Here is a 20,434-nt window from a genome sequence, read left to right on the forward strand (position 1 = left end):
AATAGGGAATAAAGACACGACCGGGGATGATGTTGGGAGATGGCGGTCTATCAGGCGGATGCGATTGTGATCCGCAGCAGGGAGTATGGTGAGTCGGACAGGCTTATCACGCTTTTTTCAAGGGAAAAAGGAAAGCTAGAGGCTGTGGCCAAGGGGGTTCGAAAACCCAAAAGCACCCAGAGGGGCGGGACGCAGCTTTTTACGTATGCCGATTTTTTGTTGTACAGGGGGAAGACACTGGATACGGTGAATCAGGCTCAGCCCCGGGAGAACTTCATCCATCTCTGGGACGATTTTGACCGGACGATCACCGCGTCGGCAATGGTCGAGCTGCTGGATATTTCTACTGTCAGGGAACAGCCTGATCCGGAACTGTTCACTCTTACCTTAAGCTTTCTTTTTTTGCTCAAACATCTTGACCCGTATATGGCTCAGGCTGCTTATGCGCTCAGGCTCATGCACCTGCAGGGTTATCTGCCGTCGATGGAGGGTTGTACCGAATGTGGCGGAGACCTTTCCGGCGAGCAGGTCTATTTGAGTGCGGAGGCCGGAGGTTTTCTTTGCGCGGCCTGTAAAAACAACCGGATCGTCAGAGCGCTGAACCCGGGAAGCCTGGCCCTGATGCGCCAGTTGTACCAGGCCGATCTCGTGAAGATTGATCGACTGCGCTGGAACAAAAAAATGCGGCAGGAAATCCTCGAAAGCCTTTGCCATTACTGTGAACAAAAATTTGAACGCAAACTCCTGGCCTGGAGACAAGGCAGTGAGTTCTGGAACAAGTGAGTTCTGGAAGGTGAGTTCGGTGAGTTCTGGAAGATTGACAGTGAAGCTTTATTGGCATATAATATCTCAGATAAAGGTTATACTGCATGTAAGCAGCTTTCTTTTTAGGAAAATATTTTGTCCGCATAGATGGAAAAGATGCCTGCGATAGCCGCTAAGAGAGTCCGGGAGGGTGAGAGCCGGACAGGTGAAAACAGGTTGGGCAGTCTGGAGCGGACCAGGTTCAAAGAGGATTCCAAGTTACGTGACAAAGTTACGTAAGTATATTGGAATCAAGCAGGGTGGAACCGCGGGAAATGCTCTCGTCCCTGCAGCAATTATTTGCTGTATGGATGGGGGTTTTTATTTTTGAACGGAGGAAATCATATGAAATTTCAAGATCTTATTCTGGCCCTTAACCAGTTTTGGGGGGAGCAGGGATGTATTATTGCTCAGCCCTACGATATTGAAAAAGGCGCAGGAACGATGAACCCGGCCACTTTTTTACGGGCACTGGGACCGGAACCCTGGAATGTGGCTTATGTGGAGCCGTCCAGGCGTCCGACCGACGGCAGATACGGTGAAAATCCGAACCGTCTGCAGCACTATTTTCAGTATCAGGTCATTCTGAAGCCTTCGCCGGATAATGTCCAGGAGCTTTATCTGGAAAGCCTGGAGCGGCTCGGAATCAATCCGGCCGACCATGATATCCGGTTTGTGGAAGACAACTGGGAATCCCCTACACTGGGGGCCTGGGGCCTTGGTTGGGAAGTTTGGCTGGACGGCATGGAAGTCACCCAGTTCACCTACTTTCAGCAGTGCGGCGGTATTGACTGCAAACCCGTCTGCGCAGAAATTACGTATGGGATAGAAAGGCTGGCGACCTTTATTCAGGGCAAGGAGAGCGTTTTTGATATTGAGTGGGTCGGAGACATTAGCTACGGTGATATTTATCTGCAGAATGAAATTGATTTTTCACGCTACAACTTTGAAGTGGCTGACATTGATGCGCTGCGGCAGTGGTTTGATATGTACGAGAAGGAATCAGAGCGGACCGTCCAGGCAGGCCTGGTCGTGCCGGCCTACGATTATGTACTGAAATGCTCTCACGCGTTTAACCTTCTGGAAGCCCGGGGGGCGATCAGTGTGACGGAAAGAACCGGGTACATTGCCAGAGTAAGACACCTGGCCCGTCTGTGTGCCCAGGCCTATGTCACCCAGCGAGAAACACTCGGGTTTCCTTTACTGAAAAAAAGGGGGGAATAAAAATGAGCAAGGACTTTTTACTGGAAATCGGCATGGAAGAAATGCCCGCCAAATTTGCACCAGGTGCAGTGGCCCAGCTGGAGAACAATGCCCGAAAAATGCTGGCGGAACTGCGTTTAGCGTATAAGAATCTGCAGTGCTACGTGACACCGAGGCGTCTGGCGCTCTATGTAGAAGCTCTGGCTGAGAAACAGCAGGATATCAGTGAAGAAGTCAAAGGACCTGCCCAGAAGGCAGCATTTGATGCTGAAGGCAAACCGACCAAAGCGGCTGAAGGATTTGCGCGCGGACAGGGCGTCAAGACCGAAGACTTTTTTCTGAAAGAAATCAATGGTGTGCCCTATGTGTATGCTGTAAAATCCCAAAAAGGCGAAGAAACCGAAAAGCTGCTGCCACAGGTCTCGCTGAATCTGGTTACGAGCCTCAACTTTCCGAAACCGATGCGCTGGGGAGATTATGAGATCCGCTTTGCACGCCCGATCCGCTGGCTGATCTCGCTGTTTGGTGACGAGGTGATTCCTTTCAGCTATGCCGGGGTTCAGGCCGGAAGAACTTCGCGCGGACACCGTACGCTTGGCAGCTATATCCGGATTGTTCAGCCGGCTGAATATCTGAACGCGTTGGAATCGGTCTTTGTGCTGGCTGACCAGGAGAAAAGAAAACAGAATATCTGGAGCCAGATCCAGCTGTTGGCCGCTAAGGTCGGCGGCGAAGTCGACCAGGACGAGGACCTGCTGACTGAGATCTGTCATCTGGTGGAATATCCGACCGCACTTTTGGGCGAAGTTGATGTCAAATATATGGTCCTGCCGGGAGAAGTCATTACCACGCCGATGAAGGAACATCAGCGTTATTTTCCGGTCAGGGCGGAGGACGGCAAATTGCTGCCGTACTTCATTACGGTACGGAACGGCGACAGAACCTCGCTCGATATCGTGAAAGAAGGCAATAAGAAAGTGCTCAAAGCCCGTCTGGAAGATGCCGCTTTCTATTACCGGGAAGATCTGAAAAGTCCGCTGCATACCTTTGTTTCAAAGCTTGACAGGGTCGTGTATCATGAAAAGCTCGGCACAGTCGGGCAAAGGGTCGACCGGCTTCAGAAACTGGCCGTCGTGATTGCGAACGAAATGGGTCTGGATACAAAAGAAACAGAACGGGTCAATCGGACGGCCTATCTGGCCAAAGCAGACCTTGTGTCGCATATGGTTTACGATTTTCCTGAACTTCAGGGAATCATGGGTGCGTACTATGCCGGAAGCAATGGCGAAGACCCGGCGGTTTGTGCCGGAATCCTTGAACATTACCGGCCGCGTCATGCCGGAGACGCGTTCCCTTCCTCTGTAACCGGGAAAGTGGTTAGTCTCGCTGATAAACTTGATGCGATCGTCGGTTCTTTCGGGATCGGCATCCAGCCGACTGGTTCGCAGGACCCGTATGCGCTAAGGCGTCAGGCGCTTGGAATCGTCGGCCTGATGGTTCAAGATGAACTGGACCTGTCTCTTCTACGGCTAATCGAAGCGTCTTACAGCATCTTCAGCACACAGCGAATTACGTTGGAGCCGTTAGAGAAGATCAGACCGGCCCTTCTGGACTTCTTCGTCCAAAGGGTCCGCTACCTGCTCCAGGAATCCGGACTGCGCTATGATACGATTGACGCTGTCATGGCCCACGGAACAGAAAAGCCTGCTCATCTGATGAAAAAGGCCGTGGTTCTCGCCCAAGTCAGGGATGAAGCTGACTTTGTCTCCTACAGTAATGCCTATGTCCGTTGTGTGAACCTCGGTAAGAAAGCAGCTGCCGTGGCATGGCAGGTTTCCGATTTACAAGTAAGCTCGGAGTTGGCGCTCGCCGAATGTCTGCACGAAAAAGCTCCACTGATCCGGAGGGCTGTGAACGATGTGGATTTCAGGAAAGCCTACGCATTTGCTGTTGAGATTGTGCCATTGATCGAAAAACTGTTTGAAGACGTCATGATCATGGTCGAAGATGAAAAGCTCAGAAATGCTCGTTTAGGATTGTTGAAGAGCTGTGTGGAAGCCCTGGGCTGTCTCGGAGACCTGACACTTCTAGCGTAGGTTCAGCCTCATTTTTCAAAGGGATGACATTGATCCCCTTTACGTCTCTGTACGTCTCTGTATGTCTGATTCTTCTGAGGGTTGATTTAGATTATTTCTGGAGGCATTTTGGATATTTTCTTAAAATGTATATTTTGTTTTTCTTTTTAATGATAAGGCTTTCCTTTTTTCGAATATGTTATATAATATAGAAATATGACATACTATATCATTGGATTACCGTCAATGTGCTACGATATTTGAACTTTAGTTTCTATTTTCCGGAGGGTGAGAAAAATGCAGCTTTCCGAGCGCCAGGAGAAGATCCTCGAACTTGTGAAAAAATCCAGCCCGATGACGGGAGAACAAATAGCCAGTCAACTGAATTTGAACAGGGCGACCTTAAGACCTGATCTGACAATTCTGACCATGGCGGGTGTATTGGAGGCGCGTCCCCGAGTCGGCTATTTTTATAATGGAAATGCGGGACCTTCACCTATCGCCCAAAGGGTCAGGCAGCTCAGAGTCGGTGATTTCAAATCGATTGCAGCTGCTGTCAAGGAGAGCGTCTCGATTTACGATGCAGTCGTATCCATGTTTACCAACAATGTCGGCAGTCTGATCGTGATTAATGATGAACGTGAGCTTAAGGGGATGGTTTCCCGCAAGGATATCCTGAAGGCTTCACTTGGCAATATGGATCTGCACGGGATGCCGATCAGTGTCATCATGACCAGGATGCCGAATATTATCATGGCTGCATCCGATGAATCTGTACTCGAGGCCGCCAAAAAGCTGGTACAGCACCAAATTGATACGCTTCCGGTCGTCGAAAGCTATATCAATGAGGGAGGCCGCGAAAGTTTTGAGGTAGTTGGCAGATTTACAAAGACCAATGTAACCAGCCTGTTTGTAGAACTGGGACAGGATAAATTTCCAAATACCGCAAAGTGGTTTTAGAGGAGAAAGCGAGGGGGTGTTTTGGTGACCGATCAAATCCCGGTAATTTATGTAATTTCCGATGCGCTGGGAGAGACGGCAGAGTTTGTCAGCAGAGCGGCAGCAGCACAGTTTAACGGAATAAAGACAAAAATTCGCCGGGTGCCTTATGTTCTGGATGAAACGCATATCGATGACATCTTGGAAGAAGCGGTAGAGGAACAGGCAATTCTCGTTTACACGCTGGTCCTGACAAATTTGAGGCTCTACATAGAACGACGGGCCAAGGAAAAAAATCTAATCACTATCGATATTTTGAGTCCGCTGATTTCGGCATTGGCTGATAAAACCGGACTTGATCCCAAAAATATACCCAATGTTACGCACCGACTGGATGAACAGTACTTCCGGAAGGTAGAGGCTGTGGAGTTTGCAGTTAAATATGACGATGGCAAGGACCCGCGAGGGCTGCTGTATGCTGATGTCGTCCTAATAGGCGTGTCCCGGACCTCAAAAACACCGCTAAGCATGTACCTTGCCCATAAAGGGATTAAGGCTGCGAATATCCCGCTGGTGCCGGAAGTGACACCGCCCCGGGAACTGTATGAAGTTCCCCGAAATAAGGTCTTCGGGCTGATCTTAGGCCCGGAAAAGCTGAACCAAATACGCAGTGAACGGCTGAAAACGCTGGGACTTGGAGCATCTGCCGATTATGCCAATCTGAACAGGATTATGGAAGAGCTCGACTATGCCAAACAGATCATGAAGAAGATTGGCTGTGTAATCATAGATACCACCAATAAAGCGGTCGAAGAAACCGCAAGTGTGATTCTGCAGAAAGTAACAATAAACGGGGAGTTGAGAAAAGATGGTTGACAAAAAATATGTGTACTTGTTTCGTGAAGGCAGTGCCGACATGAAAAACCTTCTTGGAGGCAAGGGAGCAAACCTGGCTGAAATGACCAACATCGGACTGAATGTCCCGCAAGGCTTTACGATTACCACGGAAGCCTGTCTCGAATACTATGACTGCGGCGAGCAGCTGCCCGGAGGATTATGGGAACAGATCCTTCCCGCGATCCAGGATGTCGAGAAAGCAAGCGGCAAGAAATTTGGCGATCCCGAAAACCCGCTTCTGGTTTCGGTCCGTTCCGGTGCGAGGGTTTCCATGCCCGGGATGATGGATACAATCCTGAACCTTGGTCTGAACGAAGGTACAGCCAGCGGCGTCAGCAAGGCAACAGGCAATGAGAGATTTGCTTTTGACTGCTATAGACGCTTTATCCAGATGTTTGGCGATGTCGTACTTGGAATAGCCAGCCACAAATTTGAGAATATCCTGGAAGAAGTCAAAGAAAAGCAGGGTGTAACGTTCGATTCCGAGCTTTCTCCGGAAAGTCTGAAAGGACTTGTGGTCAAGTTTAAAGCGCTTGTTAAGCAGGAGACCGGCGTACCATTCCCTGATGATCCGTATGAACAGCTTAAGGAAGCGATCACCGCCGTTTTCAAATCCTGGAACAACCACCGGGCGATCGTGTACCGGAAAGCCAACGGTATTCCGGACAGCTATGGCACCGCTGTCAACGTCCAGTCGATGGTATTCGGCAACATGGGTAATGACTCCGGCACAGGCGTGGCCTTTACCCGGAACCCGTCAACCGGTGAAAAACACTTGTATGGGGAATATTTGATGAATGCCCAGGGTGAAGACGTCGTTGCAGGTATCCGTACACCGCTTTCGATCGACAGCCTGCAAAATGACAATCCGGAAATTTACCGCCAGTTCAGCGAGATCGCCAAGAATCTGGAAAACCATTATAAAAACATGCAGGATATCGAGTTCACGATTGAGAAAGGCAGACTCTACATACTCCAGACCCGTAACGGAAAATGTACGATTTCTGCTGCAATCCGCATTGCTGTTGAACTTTGTCAGGAAGGCCTCATCACCAAAGAAGAAGCAGTCGAGAGAATTGATCCGCATCAGCTGGAAAAACTGCTGCACCGCAGAATCGATGATGCCGCGAAGCTCGATGTTGTAGCGACAGGACTGCCTGCCTCACCGGGAGCAGCTTCCGGCAAGATTATCTTCAGTGCGGATGAAGCTGAAAAGCTTGGCCAGACCGGAGAAAAAGTCATCCTCGTTGGTACGGAAACCACCCCGGACGATATTCACGGCATGCTTGCAGCCCAAGGGATTCTGACCAGCAGGGGAGGCATGACCAGCCACGCTGCTGTTGTAGCCAGACATATGGGCAAACCTGCAGTCTGCGGTTGTGATGCTTTGAAAATTAACCTTGCCGACAAGATCTTTATGATCGGCGATGATGCTTATCCCGAAGGTACCGAGATTACGATCGACGGCGCAACAGGCCGGGTCATCAGGGGAACTGTTCCGATGAAGGATCCTGACTTAAGCGGTGAATTCCAAAAAATTCTGGAGTGGTCCGATGGAATCAGAAAGCTTCAGGTTATGGCCAATGCCGATAATCCGCCTGATGCCGCCAAAGCAAGAGAATTCGGAGCCCAGGGCATCGGACTTTGCCGGACGGAACACATGTTTATGGATCCTGCCCGTATCCCGATTGTCCAGAAGATGATTCTGGCTCAGACGCTCCCCGAAAGAGAAGCTGCCTTGGCTGAACTTCTGCCGATGCAGGAAGGCGATTTTTACGGCATCTTGAAGGCCATGCACGGACTGCCGGTGACGATCCGTCTGCTGGACCCGCCTCTCCATGAATTCCTGCCAAATGGCGAAGAACTTGCTCTCGAGATTCAGGAATTAAAACTCACGGCCAACCTGCAGGATGAAAAAGTCCAAAAGGAAATCAAGGCTAAAGAGGTTCTGCTGAAGAAAGTCCGCGGTCTCCAGGAGATGAATCCGATGCTCGGCCATCGCGGCTGCCGTCTTGGAATCTCGTATCCGGAAATCTACGCGATGCAGTCCAGAGCTATTTTTAAAGCTGCAGCTAGACTCGTGAAAGAAGGAGTTGACGTGCGTCCGCATGTCAAGATCCCGCTCGTCATTCATCATAAAGAACTCGAGATTCTGCGCAAGCAGACCGAGGAAATCGCCCAGGAGATCATCAAAGCCGAAGGCGTCAAGATCAACTACCAAATCGGAACGATGATCGAAGTGCCGAGAGCGGCGCTTACCGCAGACGAAATTGCACCGTTCGCCGAGTTTTTCTCGTTTGGGACCAACGACCTTACCCAGACCGTTTTAGGCTTTTCCCGTGACGACGCCGAAGGCAAATTCCTGCCCGACTATCTGAACCAGAATATCTTGGCCAATAACCCATTTGCAGTCTTAGACCGGGACGGCGTCGGCAAGATTATGAAGATCTGCGTCGATCTCGGACGTAAAGCAAATCCGGGCATCAAAATCGGAATCTGCGGTGAACACGGCGGAGATCCTTCCTCGATCGAATTTTGCCAGGAAATCAACCTGGACTATGTCTCCTGTTCACCCTTCCGCGTACCAATTGCCCGCCTAGGCGCTGCGCAGGCTGCCTTAAAGAATCGCGCTTAAGCGGCACTGCACGATATCAAAACCTAGACCCATGGGAATGACGTCATCAACAACATTGAGGCGTCATTTTTTTTGTTTGGGTGGTTGTAGTTGTAGGCTGTATTGTGATACCCATACCTACCTACCCGAATATTGAGAGGTCTTGTCAGTATAATGTATTTACGTAATGCGGTAAGTAATCAGCCTCAGAGCGCAGTTAACTGACAATTTAACGTGAAAGATGACTTTTACAGTATTTTGTAAATATTTTATTTTATGATACAATTTAATGCTTTAAGCAGGATTTTTAAACTTAATGTTGAATTAAACAGTTAAAGAATTGAAAGAACGTCTGAAGGATTTTTGTGAAAAATAAAAGACGAAGTACAGAATCTTAGCTTATTCCGCCAGAAAGTGGCGGAATTGTGGCCTCAGGTGCTATTTCTTTTGTTTTCACGTCTGATCCCTTTTGATTCTTGTGAAGAAGGTGGTTGTAGATGTCCCAGTCGATCAGGTTAAGAACGGAGGAACATGAATTTCAGCGGCTCTCGCCTCTGGCAGCGAAAAGCGCCGAAGCAAGGAGAGCGAGAGAAGAAGTCGAATGCAGCGTTCGAACCAGGTTTCAACGAGACAGGGACAGAATTTTGCACAGCAAGCCTTTTCGCCGCCTGAAACACAAAACGCAGGTCTATATTGCTCCTGTCGGAGATCACTATCGGACCAGGATGACGCACAGCCTGGAAGTCGCACAGATCTGCCGGACTATCGGCCGGGCGCTGAGCTTAAACGAAGATCTGATTGAGGCAATTTCCCTGGGTCACGATGTCGGTCATACACCTTTTGGACACGTCGGAGAAGAAACGCTGGCCTCCCTGATCGGCCATTTTGAACACAATGAACAGTCGGTCAGGATTTACACTGTCCTTACCGGAAACGGCGAGGGTCTAAACCTCACGGAGCAGGTTCTGGACGGAATTCTACACCATACCGGTCCTGGGATGCCTAATACATTGGAGGGGCAGATTGTAAGGATTGGAGACAGGATTGCCTATCTCTGCCACGATTTTGACGATGCTTTGCGCGCTGAGATTCTGTCCGTGAACGACCTTCCGGCCACGATCAGAAAAGAGATCGGCTCCAGCACCAGCGAAATGATCACGACCATGGTCCTCGATATGATTCAGGCTTCCGAAGGCAAGGACACGATTTGTCAGTCCGCAGAAATCTCTGCAATCATGAAAGAATTCCGCGACTTCATGTTTGAGAGAGTATATTACAGCAGCTCACTGCAGGAGGAACGCAGCAAAAGCCGATTGATTTTGGGAATTCTTTTCGATTACTACCTGCATCATCCGGAAATTCTGCCTGAAGACTATCTGAGATGGACAGGGGGAGATCTGAAACAAGCCATCACTGACTATGTTGCGGGTCTGACAGACAACTATGCCATCAGCATCTTCAAACATCTTTTTATTCCTAAAGAGTAGCAGGGAAATAAGGTACTAAACAAAAAGTGCAAAAAATTGTCTCAAAATAAGAAGGAAAAATAAAAAGTTTATCGAAAAAGATAAAGGCTTGTCAGAAAAACGTAAATCCATGAAGGGCGTGCTGGTATGGATCATAAAATATCTGAGGATTTTATCGAAGAAGTACGCCGCCAAGCTGACATTGTTGAAATTATCTCTGAACATGTGGTGCTGAAACGTACGGGCAAAAACTATCAAGGGCTTTGTCCGTTTCATTCTGAAAAGACGCCGAGTTTCAATGTAAATCCCGATCGTCAGATGTTCTACTGTTTTGGCTGCCACACCGGCGGAAATATTTTTTCTTTCCTGATGAAGAAAGAAGGCTTAGCCTTCATCGAAGCTTTGAAGAAGGTAGCCGGGAAGTATGGGATGGAGCTGCCGGAAAGAGAGCTTTCTTCGGAGGAAAGGAAGAACGAAGCCCAGCGCAGCCGCTGGCGGGAGATTCATGAGTGGGCTGCCTGCTACTACCACGACGTGCTTCTGCATCGTCCCGAAGGACAGGATGGACTGGCTTACTTTGAACACAGAGGGATTGGCCCCGAAGTCATCCAGGATTTCCGTCTTGGGTTTGCGCCGGACAGGTGGGATGGCTTGATCAGGGAGCTTGCAGACAAAGGAGTCGCACCGGAAGAACTGGCTGAATTTGGGCTCGCTGTCCGCAGGGAAACCAGTGAGCAGGAAATCAGTTATTACGACAGATTCCGCAACAGAGTGATTTATACCATCCTCGATGTCAAAGGGGCTCCGATTGCTTTTGGCGGAAGGGTGCTCGATGATTCTACACCTAAATATTTGAATTCACCGGAAACAAAATTTTTTCATAAAGGACGCAATCTTTACGGCATTCATCTGGCTTCCCGGGGAATCAGGGAGGCAGGGTATTCTTTACTCCTTGAAGGGTATATGGATACAATCGCAGCGCAGAGAGCAGGCTTCACAAATGCTGTCGCCTCACTCGGAACCGCCCTGACTAAGGATCAGTCCAGGCTGCTTAAAAAATATTCAGGCAAGATCGTAATTGGCTATGACTCGGATAAGGCAGGGATTCAGGCAGCCCTGCGGGCCGGTGAGATCCTTCTTGATGAAGGTCTGAACATTCAGGTGCTGCTGTTTGAGGATGCCAAGGATCCCGATGAATTCCTGAAAAAGCACACCGTCGCTGAATTCCGCAAAAAACTCGAAAATACCATCACTTTTATCGAGTTTAAATATAAAATGCTGATCCGGGACACCCCCCTGCGGACCATACCGGATAAAGCAGAGCTGATCAGAAAGCTTGCTCCCGATATCCTTAAAGTTTCAAGCGTTGTTGAGAAAGAAGGATATGAAAGATATCTAAGTCTGGAGCTCGGTCTCACGCTCGAAGCAGTTCAGCACGAGATCGACAGCTTGACGAAGAAAACCAGAGAAAACAGGGGCAATTTCGAAAATTTTTCGCAACAACAGGATATTTCTGTAAAAAAAAGAAATACTATAGAAGGGACGGACATTGACAGTTCTCAGGAATCTTATGTCCATTTAGGAGTTTTCCGGGCCGAACAGACCATTCTCAGAATCATCCTGGAGAATCCCAATTATAAAAATCAAGTAGCTGACAACCTGGATAAGGAATTTTGGAGGCTGCAGGAACATAGATATATCTTCGAGAATTTCCCGGAAAACAGTTTGAATCTTATCAATAATGATAGCTGGTATGAGAAGGTTCAAAGGCGTCTTGCCGAAATATATGAATTGTCCATCGATTTCGATAAAGCCGATATGCTCCTTAAGGACTGCATTGCTTTGATTAAGGAGACAAAGAAGAAAGAGACGATCGAAGATTTGCAGGCCAAAATGATTTTATTGGAAAAAACTGGGGATATGACTGGGGCGTTTGCCCTGCTCCAGGAGATAGGAGAGCGGTTGAAACGTGGCGAAAAATAATAAGAAACAATTTGTTGCGAATTATCCGCTGGAAGGGGAGAATTCCGTGACCGTAGATGAAATGAAGAAGGAAAATGTCTCGACTTTAATTGAGCTGGGCAAAACCAAGGGTAATCTTACCTATGATGAGATTGCCAATGCTTTGCAGAAGGTCGACCTTTCTGAGGATCAGATTGAGGAGATCTATGACCAGCTGAGCGGGCTCGGCATTGATGTTGTTGATGACAGCGTCGAAGTGGTCATCGACAAAGAAACAAAAGATCTTGCCGACGAGATCGCTAATGAGACAGACATTGACCTTTCCATTCCTGAAGGTGTGGGGATAGACGATCCCGTCAGGATGTACCTGAAGGAGATCGGCCGGGTTCCTTTGCTGACAGCGGAAGATGAGATTGAACTGGCTCTCAAGATGGAGGCCGGGGATGAAATGGCCAAGCGCCGTCTGGCGGAAGCAAACCTGCGTCTGGTGGTCAGTATTGCCAAGCGCTATGTGGGCCGCGGCATGCTTTTCCTGGACCTGATCCAAGAGGGCAATCTTGGTCTGATTAAAGCTGTGGAAAAATTTGATTACCGCAAAGGCTTTAAATTCAGTACGTATGCAACCTGGTGGATCAGACAGGCCATCACGCGCGCGATCGCCGACCAGGCCAGAACGATCCGCATACCGGTCCATATGGTCGAAACGATTAATAAACTGATCCGGGTCAACAGACAGCTCCTGCAGGAACTGGGCCGCGATCCAACCCCGGATGAAACAGCCAAGGTCATGGAGATACCGGAAGAACGTGTGCGGGAGATCTTGAAGATCGCTCAGGAACCTGTTTCTTTGGAAACACCGATCGGGGAAGAGGAAGATTCCCACCTCGGAGATTTTATTCCCGACGAGGATGCTCCGGCTCCCTCTGAAGCCGCGTCATTCATCCTGCTCAAGGAACAGCTTGAAGAGGTCCTTGAGACGCTCACCCCGAGAGAAGAGAAAGTCCTCAGACTGCGTTTCGGACTCGATGACGGACGCACCAGGACCTTGGAGGAAGTTGGCCAGGAATTCGGCGTAACCAGAGAAAGAATCAGGCAGATCGAGGCCAAGGCGCTGCGCAAGCTCCGCCATCCAAGCCGCAGCAAAAAATTGAAGGATTATTTAGACTAAAATCAGGACTTTCTTAAAAATTTTTCTTATGTTAAAGACGATAAATAAGACTAAAAAGGATTAAGAAAAGTTGAGATAAATCCAGATAACGCAAGATAAAATTGATAAAACATGCTTGACCGTCGCGCAATAATTCCGTATAATAAACGTCGCAGGCTTTCCTCGATAGCTCAACGGTAGAGCAATCGGCTGTTAACCGATAGGTTGCTGGTTCGAATCCAGCTCGGGGAGCCATATTTTTTGGGCCTATAGCTCAGCGGTAGAGCGGCCGGCTCATAACCGGTTGGTCCCTGGTTCGATCCCAGGTGGGCCCACCACCAAAAATAATGAATTTGAAATCAAAAACAAAACTCTGGTGCAAGCCGGAGTTTATTGTTATAGGGATGATAACATTGAGGAATACAATGGTTTCAGAACAGCAAGATAATAAGCTGGAAAATAAAACGGCCATAAAGCTTGGCTCCCGCCTGGAGACAATTGCGTCACTGGTGCCCGCCGGCGCCAGGGTCGGGGATATCGGTACGGACCACGCCTATCTGCCTGTCTATCTGGTACAGGCCGGAGTGATTTGCCAGGCTGTCGGGGTAGATGTTCACAGCGGGCCTTATGAATCTGCTGTCGAAAATGTTAAAGCCTATGGACTACAGGACAAAATCCAGATCCGGCACGGAGACGGACTGACTCCGCTGGAGTCTGGGGAAGTCGATACATTGGTCATTGCCGGTATGGGCGGTGTGACGATCCTGGAAATACTCGCCACGAAGCCGGAAGTGCTGCAGAACGTCCAGACACTGATCCTTCAGCCGCAGGGCGCTGAGAATAGAGTCAGATTGGAGCTGCTTTCCGAGGGTTGGAGGCTGAGCGAAGAATGTCTGACTGAAGAGGACGGCAGGCTGTATACCGTCATTTGCCTGTCCCGCTTAGAAGGCCTGGATAGAGAAGAAGTCGAACAGCGGATGAAGCAGATCATTCAGGATATTGCCGCGGACTGTACCGGAATGCCTGCGTTGGAAGCAGCAAAGGATCTGGAACAGACGCTGCGTAATTTTATCTGGCAGCTCGGACCGCTGATCATCGAACGCAAAGAACCCCGCTTAAACAACATCATTGCCGACACCACGAGTAATCTCAGAAGAGTCGTTCTGGAAATGATGCGCACAAACAGGGTTACAGTTTCCCAGAAAGCAGAACAGATGAGGCAGGAAATCGCCATGATGGAGGTAATAAAAAAATGGCTGTATCAGTAGGCCAGGTTGAACAACTCATCGAAAAGATAGCGCCGCGTTCCTGGGCAGAAGACTGGGACAATCCCGGACTCCTGGTCGGCAGCAGCGCGCAGCGAGTCAATAAGATTCTATTGACGCTGGACGGAACCATGGAAGCCGTCGAAGAAGCTGTTTCGGAAAAAGCTGAACTGATTGTTTCCCACCACCCGCTGCTGTTTAAATCGCTGAAGAATCTCCGAATGGACAATCAGGCGGCGTTGGTCCCCCTATCGCTTTTCCGCAATGGGATCTCATTTTATGCTGCCCACACGAATCTGGACCAGTCGTATCTGTCGTCGAGCCTGATGTTTGCTAAAATGCTCGGATTGCAGAAAACAGAGTTCCTGGAAACCACCTCTGCTGAGAAACTGATTAAGATCGTCACTTTTGTTCCGGAAGAACACGTCGAGACTGTCCGGAAGGCTCTAACCGCCGAAGGCGTCGGCAGTGGAATTACCGATGGCGAGCACAGTGATGCCTACAGCGAATGTTTCTTCCAGACGAACGGTGAAGGCATGTTCCGGGCGCTGGATGGAGCCGAGCCAACGATAGGAAAAGTCGGAGAGCTGACCAGAGTACCCGAGATCCGGCTCGAGAGCATTGTCGAAGAGCACAGCCTTGGCAGGGCGGTCAAGGCTTTGCATAAGGCACATCCATATGAAGAACCCGCTTACGACCTGATACCACTCCGGAATACCGGAAAACCTAGAGGATACGGGGTGGTCGGGACATTACCGAAACCTGTCAGACTGCCCGATTTGTGGGAAGGATTTCTGAAACAGCTTACGGAGAAGTATGGCCATGACTGTTCTTCGGTGCGATTGGCCGGAGATCCTGACAGAAAGATCAAAAAAATTGCCATATTAAACGGCAGCGGAAGCAGTTTTGTGGCGAAGGCTGCCTTTAAAGGCGCTGATTTATATATCACAGGGGAAATCGGCTACCATAACGTGCTGGATTGTCTCGAATCAGGTATGGCCGTCGGTGAGCTCGGGCATTTTCTTAGCGAAATCCCAATGATCCATGCGCTTTACGATTATATTAGAGCCGATCGAACAATGAATGACGTAGAACTGGTTATCAGCGCGGCGAGCAAAATACCGTGGTTGAAACGTGGATAAAGTTATCAACATGACTGAATTGTCTAAAAGATAAATTTATAGTTGGCTCCAATAGCGTCCTGGTTATTTTTGGACGCATGATCATAAGAGCTCAAAAGTTATGCACAATTTGTTCACAACTTGTGCATAACTAAGAATTAAAATAATTACAAAATTATAGGGAAAATTTGATTATAGTGTTATAAATTGTAGCTTGAATTTTGTTTTTGGGATGATATACTGTGATTACGCCGTAATTTGTCGAAGCAACTAATGTCGAAACAAATCATTGCACTCCTGATATACGCTTATGAAATAAGCAACAAATTGATTACGGCGATTTACTTTAGATACGTTTAAGAATTATTTGACCAAAAACAGATAATCTAGTAAGATTGGATAGCGAAGTCAACCGGATGGTCGCGGGGACAAGTGCCGAAAGGTCGTCTCTGAGGAAAGTCCGAGCTCCACAGGGCAGGGTGCCGGGTAACGCCCGGCGGGGGGAGAATCCCTTCGAGGAAAGTGCAACAGAGATATACCGCCGCTGCCAAGCGGTAAGGGTGGAAAGGTGAGGTAAGAGCTCACCGGCAGTCAGGTAACTGGCTGGCCCTGCAAACCCCACCTGGAGCAAGACCAAATAGAGGAACGATGGAGCTGCCCGCTCTGTTCCCGGGTAAGGTCGCTTGAGGCTGTCGGTAACGGCAGTCCTAGATAGATGATCATCACCTCGCAAGAGGTACAGAACTCGGCTTATAGGTTGACTTCGCTTACATACTTTGTTTATGAAAATTGAATGTTATTTCACATATTGGTTATTGACAGAAGGTAACATGTTACGTATAATAACAACGTAACATGTTACCTTCTGTTTATGGAGGCGAAAAATGATGAACGAACTGGAACAACAGGCTGATATTTTCGGAACCATCTTTGTATTGTCAAACAGGCTGCAGGTACTTGGGGATGCTTTTGATAAGAATATTACCATTAAGCAGTGGCTTTTTCTGGTCAGTGTGGTCCATTTTGAAGAGCCGCCGACGGTTAGTGAAGCGGCTGATTACATCGGTTATTCCAGGCAGAATGCCAAACGCTTGGCAGCGACGCTCGAAGAAAGCGGATTTATAATCATCTCAAAAGATAAAAAAGATGCCAGAGCTTTGAGAATTGCACTCACCCCAAAATTCAACACCTATTTTGGGGAACGGAGACAGAGAGAATTGGTATTCATGCAGAAGCTTTTTAACGGATTTGACCCTGAATTAACGGATGGATTTTATCAAGGTTTAGTCAAGCTCGGCCACAATATTGAAATGATGGAGACTGAAAATGAAGAGATTAAGGAGTAAAAAAATGATAACGTTAGGTGTTGTTACAGGTATTCTTGCATCGATTATTCTGCTGGCCGTCGTCTACTTTAGCCAACCTTATTCGTCTTTAAAATCAGACTTTAATAAGACGGCTGCCCAACTTATTTCTGAGACCCAACCGGAAACAAAAATGTTTTCGCAGCAGGATATTGCCCGTTTGCCTGAGCCTGTCCGAAAATATTTTATTCACTGCGGCTATATCGGTACTTCCAAAATGTCCTGGATGAAAACCAAATTTAAAGACGTACCTTTTTCCACCGGCGTGGATAAGGCAACGCTTACCATTGACTATATGCAGTATAACTTTGTTGAAACGCCGAACCGCTTGGCTTTCATCGACAGTGCGATGTACGGAATCCCTTTTCAGGGCTTCGATAGCTACAATCAAGGCGTGGGCTCTATGAAAGGCGTGATCGCCAAAGCCTTTACGCTGTTTGACCAAAAGGGTGTCGAAATGGATAAGGCCTGTCTGGCAACGGTGCTCGCAGAGAGTTTGTATGTACCAAACATTGCCTTACAAGACTACATCACTTGGGAAGCGATTGACGATATGCATGCCAAAGCGTCGATTACTTCCTTCGGCATAAGCGCGAGTGGCATCTTTACCTTCAATGAAGCAGGAGAAATACTTGAATTTACCACCAATGACCGAATGGCTGTAAGTTTTGACGGCAGTAAGCAAAGCATCCCCTGGTCTGCGGTATATGAAGGTTATGAGAGGAATGAGAACGGTATCTTCAAACCGACCATTTTAAAGGCAGTCTGGCATTATCCGGAAGGAGATCTGATTTATTTTAACGGGGAAATTTTATCTTCATCAACGTAAATAAAACCGTTATGTAAAATTCCTCGTCTAACAATCCAAAAAATATTTATCGTTTAGCTTCAAGCCGTTCTAGTCTTTCAGAAACACGTTGATTGGTTTCGATCTGGCTCTCGCGGAAATCGAATAAAGCATTGACTTTTCCAGAAAGATCATGCTCCACACGCGCTTGGCTTTGGCGAATGTTGATAATGTCCGCCTTAATCGTTTGGATGTCCTGCTGCATCTGCTCCTGGCTAACAGCAATTGTATCTATACTCGTCCAGATTTGCTGCTGGCCGGCCTTGAACTCTTGCTGGTCAGACTGAAGATGCTGTAAGCCAGACCGAATTTCTTGTTGGTTAGACTGAAGTTGTTGTAGCCCTTCTTCGAATCGATCCTGTCGGCTATCAAGTCGTTCCATTCTATTCCCAAGAGAACCCAATTGATCCAGTACCAGTTCCTGAAATTGATCGTTATCCATCTGTTTTACCTCCTTTCAGTAATTTTACTTCCTGAGACATCCTTATTATACCATATAATGGAATACAAGGGAACATATGTTTGTGCAAAATATTTTCGTTTTTGCCTTTGGACAAAGATATAAGTACATTTTATAGTGTTTCTAGTGTAATGAAAACGGCTCGAGCCCTTTGATATGAGCTTATTTTAAAATCAATCTTAAATTCACTTACTTCCCCGATAATGCTCCCGGTAATGTCGGCAATACTCGCTGTGATTACCGGGATGTCTATGTTATGTTCACGAAAAGCTCAGTTTGTCAAGGTTTGTAACGTTTTTCACGACAGAAATGATCTGAATTATATTTTATAATAAGATAAAGATATAAAAAAGGAGGGATATCGTGTCGGAGAATAAACTATTATTGTCATTTTTACTGGAGTTAAGTGAAGCCCTGTCGAATTATGGGCAACCGCAGATCCAAGAAGAACTGCCAAAGTTGTTTTGCGAAGTTATCAAGGCAGATGGTTGTGCGATTTATGAGCAAAAGATTAATAACTATATTTTACATAAACAATATTCTGCTTCGGTTTCTTCTCACTTTGCTTCTTTCTGGCAGCAGATAGGATGGAATTTATCGACTGCTGCTGTATATATTGACGCTCCAGAAACAGCCGGTCGCTATTTTCAGGGCGGAATCTGGCAGAGATGCCTGTTGTTGCCTTTGCTAAGAGAAGATAAGATTGAGGGAGTTTTGCTGGCAGGCTGGGCGGGGGCCTCTCCTTTAGACGGTTTATTACAGGAAGAGCTACGGCTATTGCAGCCTATATCCCAGCTTTTATCAGATATCTATTGCACCACGCATCTGATCACTGCCCTGAAAGAGAGAGAAAAATCCCTGTCCATCCTTTATCAGAAAGCTGAACAAGAGCTGGAAAACGGTCGCAGACAGGTATCTCTAGCCCTTCATGATGAGGTGGGACAAGTGCTGACCTCAATATTGCTTCAATTGAATATTCTGCAACAATCAGAGGATTTGGACTATGTGAAAGGGCGTCTTGGTGGTCTTTCTCATATTACGCAGCAAACCCTTGAGGAAGTCCGGCGTATTTCCCATAATTTGCGGCCTGCTCTATTAGAAAATTTAGGTTTACAGGCGGCGTTGGAATCTCATATTAAGGAATACACAGATTCCACGGGAATTGCGGTGGAGTTTAGGCACCATAATCTGGAGGAACGCTTACCCGATGATGTGGAGATCATCGTTTACCGGGCGGTGCAGGAAGGACTGACCAATGTCGCCCGCCATGCCGGAGCCAGTTCCGTTATGATTAATTTGACGGTAAAAAGCAACAAACTTCTGCTGCAAATTGCAGATAATGGTAAAGGCATGGAAGAAAGAAAAAGCAGTGGCCTCGGTCTTTTGGGGATAGAGGAGCGGGTGAAGCTGGCTAAGGGTAAATTCTGGTTGCTTAATCAAAAGGATCAGGGATTAACTCTCAATATCTTACTGCCCTTGGTTTAAGCAAGTAGGAGGTTAGCATGGAAAAGCAGACAACAATTTATTTGGTAGACGACCATAAACTGTTGCGGGACACCCTGCGGATGTTCCTGGAAAGTAAAGCGAATATTCGGGTGGTTGGCGAGGCAGGCAATGGAGCCGATGCGGTTGCGGAAGTACTCTATTTGCAGCCGGATTTGGTACTGATGGATATTTCTCTGCCTGATTTTGATGGAGTAGAAGCCACGGCCCGAATTATCAAAGGTCTGCCAAATATTAAAGTGATTGCTGTTACCATGCATCCGGAACAGCTTTATTTGCTAAAGTTTCTCGAAGCCGGCGGGATGGGGTATCTTCATAAATCTGCGGCTGACCGGGATCTGCTTAAGGCAATTGAGCAAGTTCAGCGGGGTGAGGTTTTCTTAAGCACAGATGGTGTGCAGGTAATAGCCGGCCAATACAGGGTTCAGAGTTCAATTCCATCGGCAGTACCCCAGAAGGAAATATCCCCTGAAGTTCTATCTTACAGAGAAAGACAGGTACTTGGTCTGCTTTCCCATGGTTATAGCAGTCGGGAAATCGGTGAGATACTTTTTTTATCCGCCAGTACCGTTGAAACTTACAAACGGCGTATCAGTGAAAAACTAAAATTATTTAAGAAAGCGGATTTAGTGGAATACACCATCCGTCATAAAATATTTGAAGATATGTAGCAGTTGTCATGGAATACGTGACCAAATAGGGAAAGAAGATCGATGGTTCTTCATGACAGACAGATAAATCTCTTTTTTGTAAACTAAAGTCAAATT

At 47.6% G+C, this 20,434-nt stretch carries 16 protein-coding genes, 2 tRNA genes and 1 other RNA gene; 18 read left to right on the forward strand and 1 reads right to left on the reverse strand.

Annotated features, from left to right (window positions below; translation table 11 throughout):
* Window positions 1-39: 39 nt before the first annotated feature.
* The 16 genes from recO to NC238_11890 all read left to right on the forward strand — a co-directional run bounded on the left by recO (window position 40) and on the right by NC238_11890 (window position 17,686).
* Window positions 40-783 (forward strand): DNA repair protein RecO, encoded by a 744-nt coding sequence (gene recO / locus NC238_11815; GenBank protein ID MCM1566606.1) that lies wholly within the window; start codon window positions 40-42, stop codon window positions 781-783.
* Window positions 784-1,149: 366 nt separating this feature from the next.
* Window positions 1,150-2,028 carry a glycine--tRNA ligase subunit alpha gene (glyQ, locus tag NC238_11820; GenBank protein MCM1566607.1) on the forward strand — a complete coding sequence of 293 codons (879 nt, stop codon included), beginning with the start codon at window positions 1,150-1,152 and terminating at the stop codon, window positions 2,026-2,028.
* A gap of 2 nt (window positions 2,029-2,030) precedes the next feature.
* Complete coding sequence (gene glyS, locus NC238_11825; protein MCM1566608.1) at window positions 2,031-4,103, forward strand: glycine--tRNA ligase subunit beta; 2,073 nt, start codon at window positions 2,031-2,033, stop codon at window positions 4,101-4,103.
* A 276-nt stretch (window positions 4,104-4,379) separates the two neighbouring features.
* A complete protein-coding gene (locus NC238_11830) occupies window positions 4,380-5,042 on the forward strand; it encodes a helix-turn-helix transcriptional regulator (GenBank protein MCM1566609.1) in 663 nt (220 codons plus the stop codon).
* Window positions 5,043-5,066: 24 nt separating this feature from the next.
* The gene (locus NC238_11835; GenBank protein MCM1566610.1) at window positions 5,067-5,897 is read left to right on the forward strand and encodes a kinase/pyrophosphorylase; all 831 of its coding nucleotides are present in this window, start codon (window positions 5,067-5,069) and stop codon (window positions 5,895-5,897) included.
* Window positions 5,890-8,553 (forward strand): pyruvate, phosphate dikinase, encoded by a 2,664-nt coding sequence (gene ppdK / locus NC238_11840; protein MCM1566611.1) that lies wholly within the window; start codon window positions 5,890-5,892, stop codon window positions 8,551-8,553. Before NC238_11835 ends, ppdK begins: the two co-directional genes overlap by 8 nt.
* Before the next feature lie 476 nt (window positions 8,554-9,029).
* Entirely contained in the window at window positions 9,030-10,019 is a 990-nt protein-coding gene (locus tag NC238_11845) for a deoxyguanosinetriphosphate triphosphohydrolase (protein ID MCM1566612.1), read from the forward strand.
* A 126-nt stretch (window positions 10,020-10,145) separates the two neighbouring features.
* Complete coding sequence (gene dnaG / locus NC238_11850; protein MCM1566613.1) at window positions 10,146-11,981, forward strand: DNA primase; 1,836 nt, start codon at window positions 10,146-10,148, stop codon at window positions 11,979-11,981.
* A gap of 61 nt (window positions 11,982-12,042) precedes the next feature.
* The gene (gene rpoD / locus NC238_11855) at window positions 12,043-13,128 is read left to right on the forward strand and encodes an RNA polymerase sigma factor RpoD (GenBank protein MCM1566614.1); all 1,086 of its coding nucleotides are present in this window, start codon (window positions 12,043-12,045) and stop codon (window positions 13,126-13,128) included.
* A gap of 159 nt (window positions 13,129-13,287) precedes the next feature.
* Window positions 13,288-13,362: transfer RNA gene (locus tag NC238_11860), tRNA-Asn, on the forward strand.
* Window positions 13,363-13,370: 8 nt separating this feature from the next.
* Window positions 13,371-13,445: transfer RNA gene (locus NC238_11865), tRNA-Ile, on the forward strand.
* A 66-nt stretch (window positions 13,446-13,511) separates the two neighbouring features.
* Window positions 13,512-14,375: a class I SAM-dependent methyltransferase gene (locus NC238_11870; protein MCM1566615.1), complete on the forward strand. Its 864-nt coding sequence runs from the start codon at window positions 13,512-13,514 to the stop codon at window positions 14,373-14,375.
* On the forward strand, window positions 14,360-15,514 hold the full coding sequence (locus NC238_11875) for a Nif3-like dinuclear metal center hexameric protein (protein MCM1566616.1): 1,155 nt from the start codon (window positions 14,360-14,362) through the stop codon (window positions 15,512-15,514). The genes NC238_11870 and NC238_11875 overlap by 16 nt, the downstream gene beginning before the upstream one ends.
* Before the next feature lie 383 nt (window positions 15,515-15,897).
* Window positions 15,898-16,262, forward strand: an RNA gene (rnpB, locus tag NC238_11880) — RNase P RNA component class A.
* A gap of 115 nt (window positions 16,263-16,377) precedes the next feature.
* Window positions 16,378-16,839: a MarR family transcriptional regulator gene (locus NC238_11885; protein MCM1566617.1), complete on the forward strand. Its 462-nt coding sequence runs from the start codon at window positions 16,378-16,380 to the stop codon at window positions 16,837-16,839.
* A 4-nt stretch (window positions 16,840-16,843) separates the two neighbouring features.
* On the forward strand, window positions 16,844-17,686 hold the full coding sequence (locus NC238_11890; GenBank protein MCM1566618.1) for a hypothetical protein: 843 nt from the start codon (window positions 16,844-16,846) through the stop codon (window positions 17,684-17,686).
* Between the two features lie 46 nt (window positions 17,687-17,732).
* Here NC238_11890 and NC238_11895 read toward each other — a convergent pair whose 3' ends face one another.
* Window positions 17,733-18,146 (reverse strand): hypothetical protein, encoded by a 414-nt coding sequence (locus NC238_11895; protein MCM1566619.1) that lies wholly within the window; start codon window positions 18,144-18,146, stop codon window positions 17,733-17,735.
* A gap of 381 nt (window positions 18,147-18,527) precedes the next feature.
* Between NC238_11895 and NC238_11900 the strand changes: the two genes are divergently transcribed.
* Together NC238_11900 and NC238_11905 are read left to right on the forward strand one after the other, a co-directional pair.
* Window positions 18,528-19,649 carry a sensor histidine kinase gene (locus NC238_11900; GenBank protein MCM1566620.1) on the forward strand — a complete coding sequence of 374 codons (1,122 nt, stop codon included), beginning with the start codon at window positions 18,528-18,530 and terminating at the stop codon, window positions 19,647-19,649.
* A gap of 17 nt (window positions 19,650-19,666) precedes the next feature.
* Window positions 19,667-20,338, forward strand: a complete 672-nt coding sequence (locus tag NC238_11905) for a response regulator transcription factor (protein MCM1566621.1) — start codon at window positions 19,667-19,669, stop codon at window positions 20,336-20,338.
* Window positions 20,339-20,434: the final 96 nt, after the last annotated feature.

Source organism: Dehalobacter sp. (assembly GCA_023667845.1).
In the GTDB taxonomy this organism is placed as follows: domain Bacteria; phylum Bacillota; class Desulfitobacteriia; order Desulfitobacteriales; family Syntrophobotulaceae; genus Dehalobacter.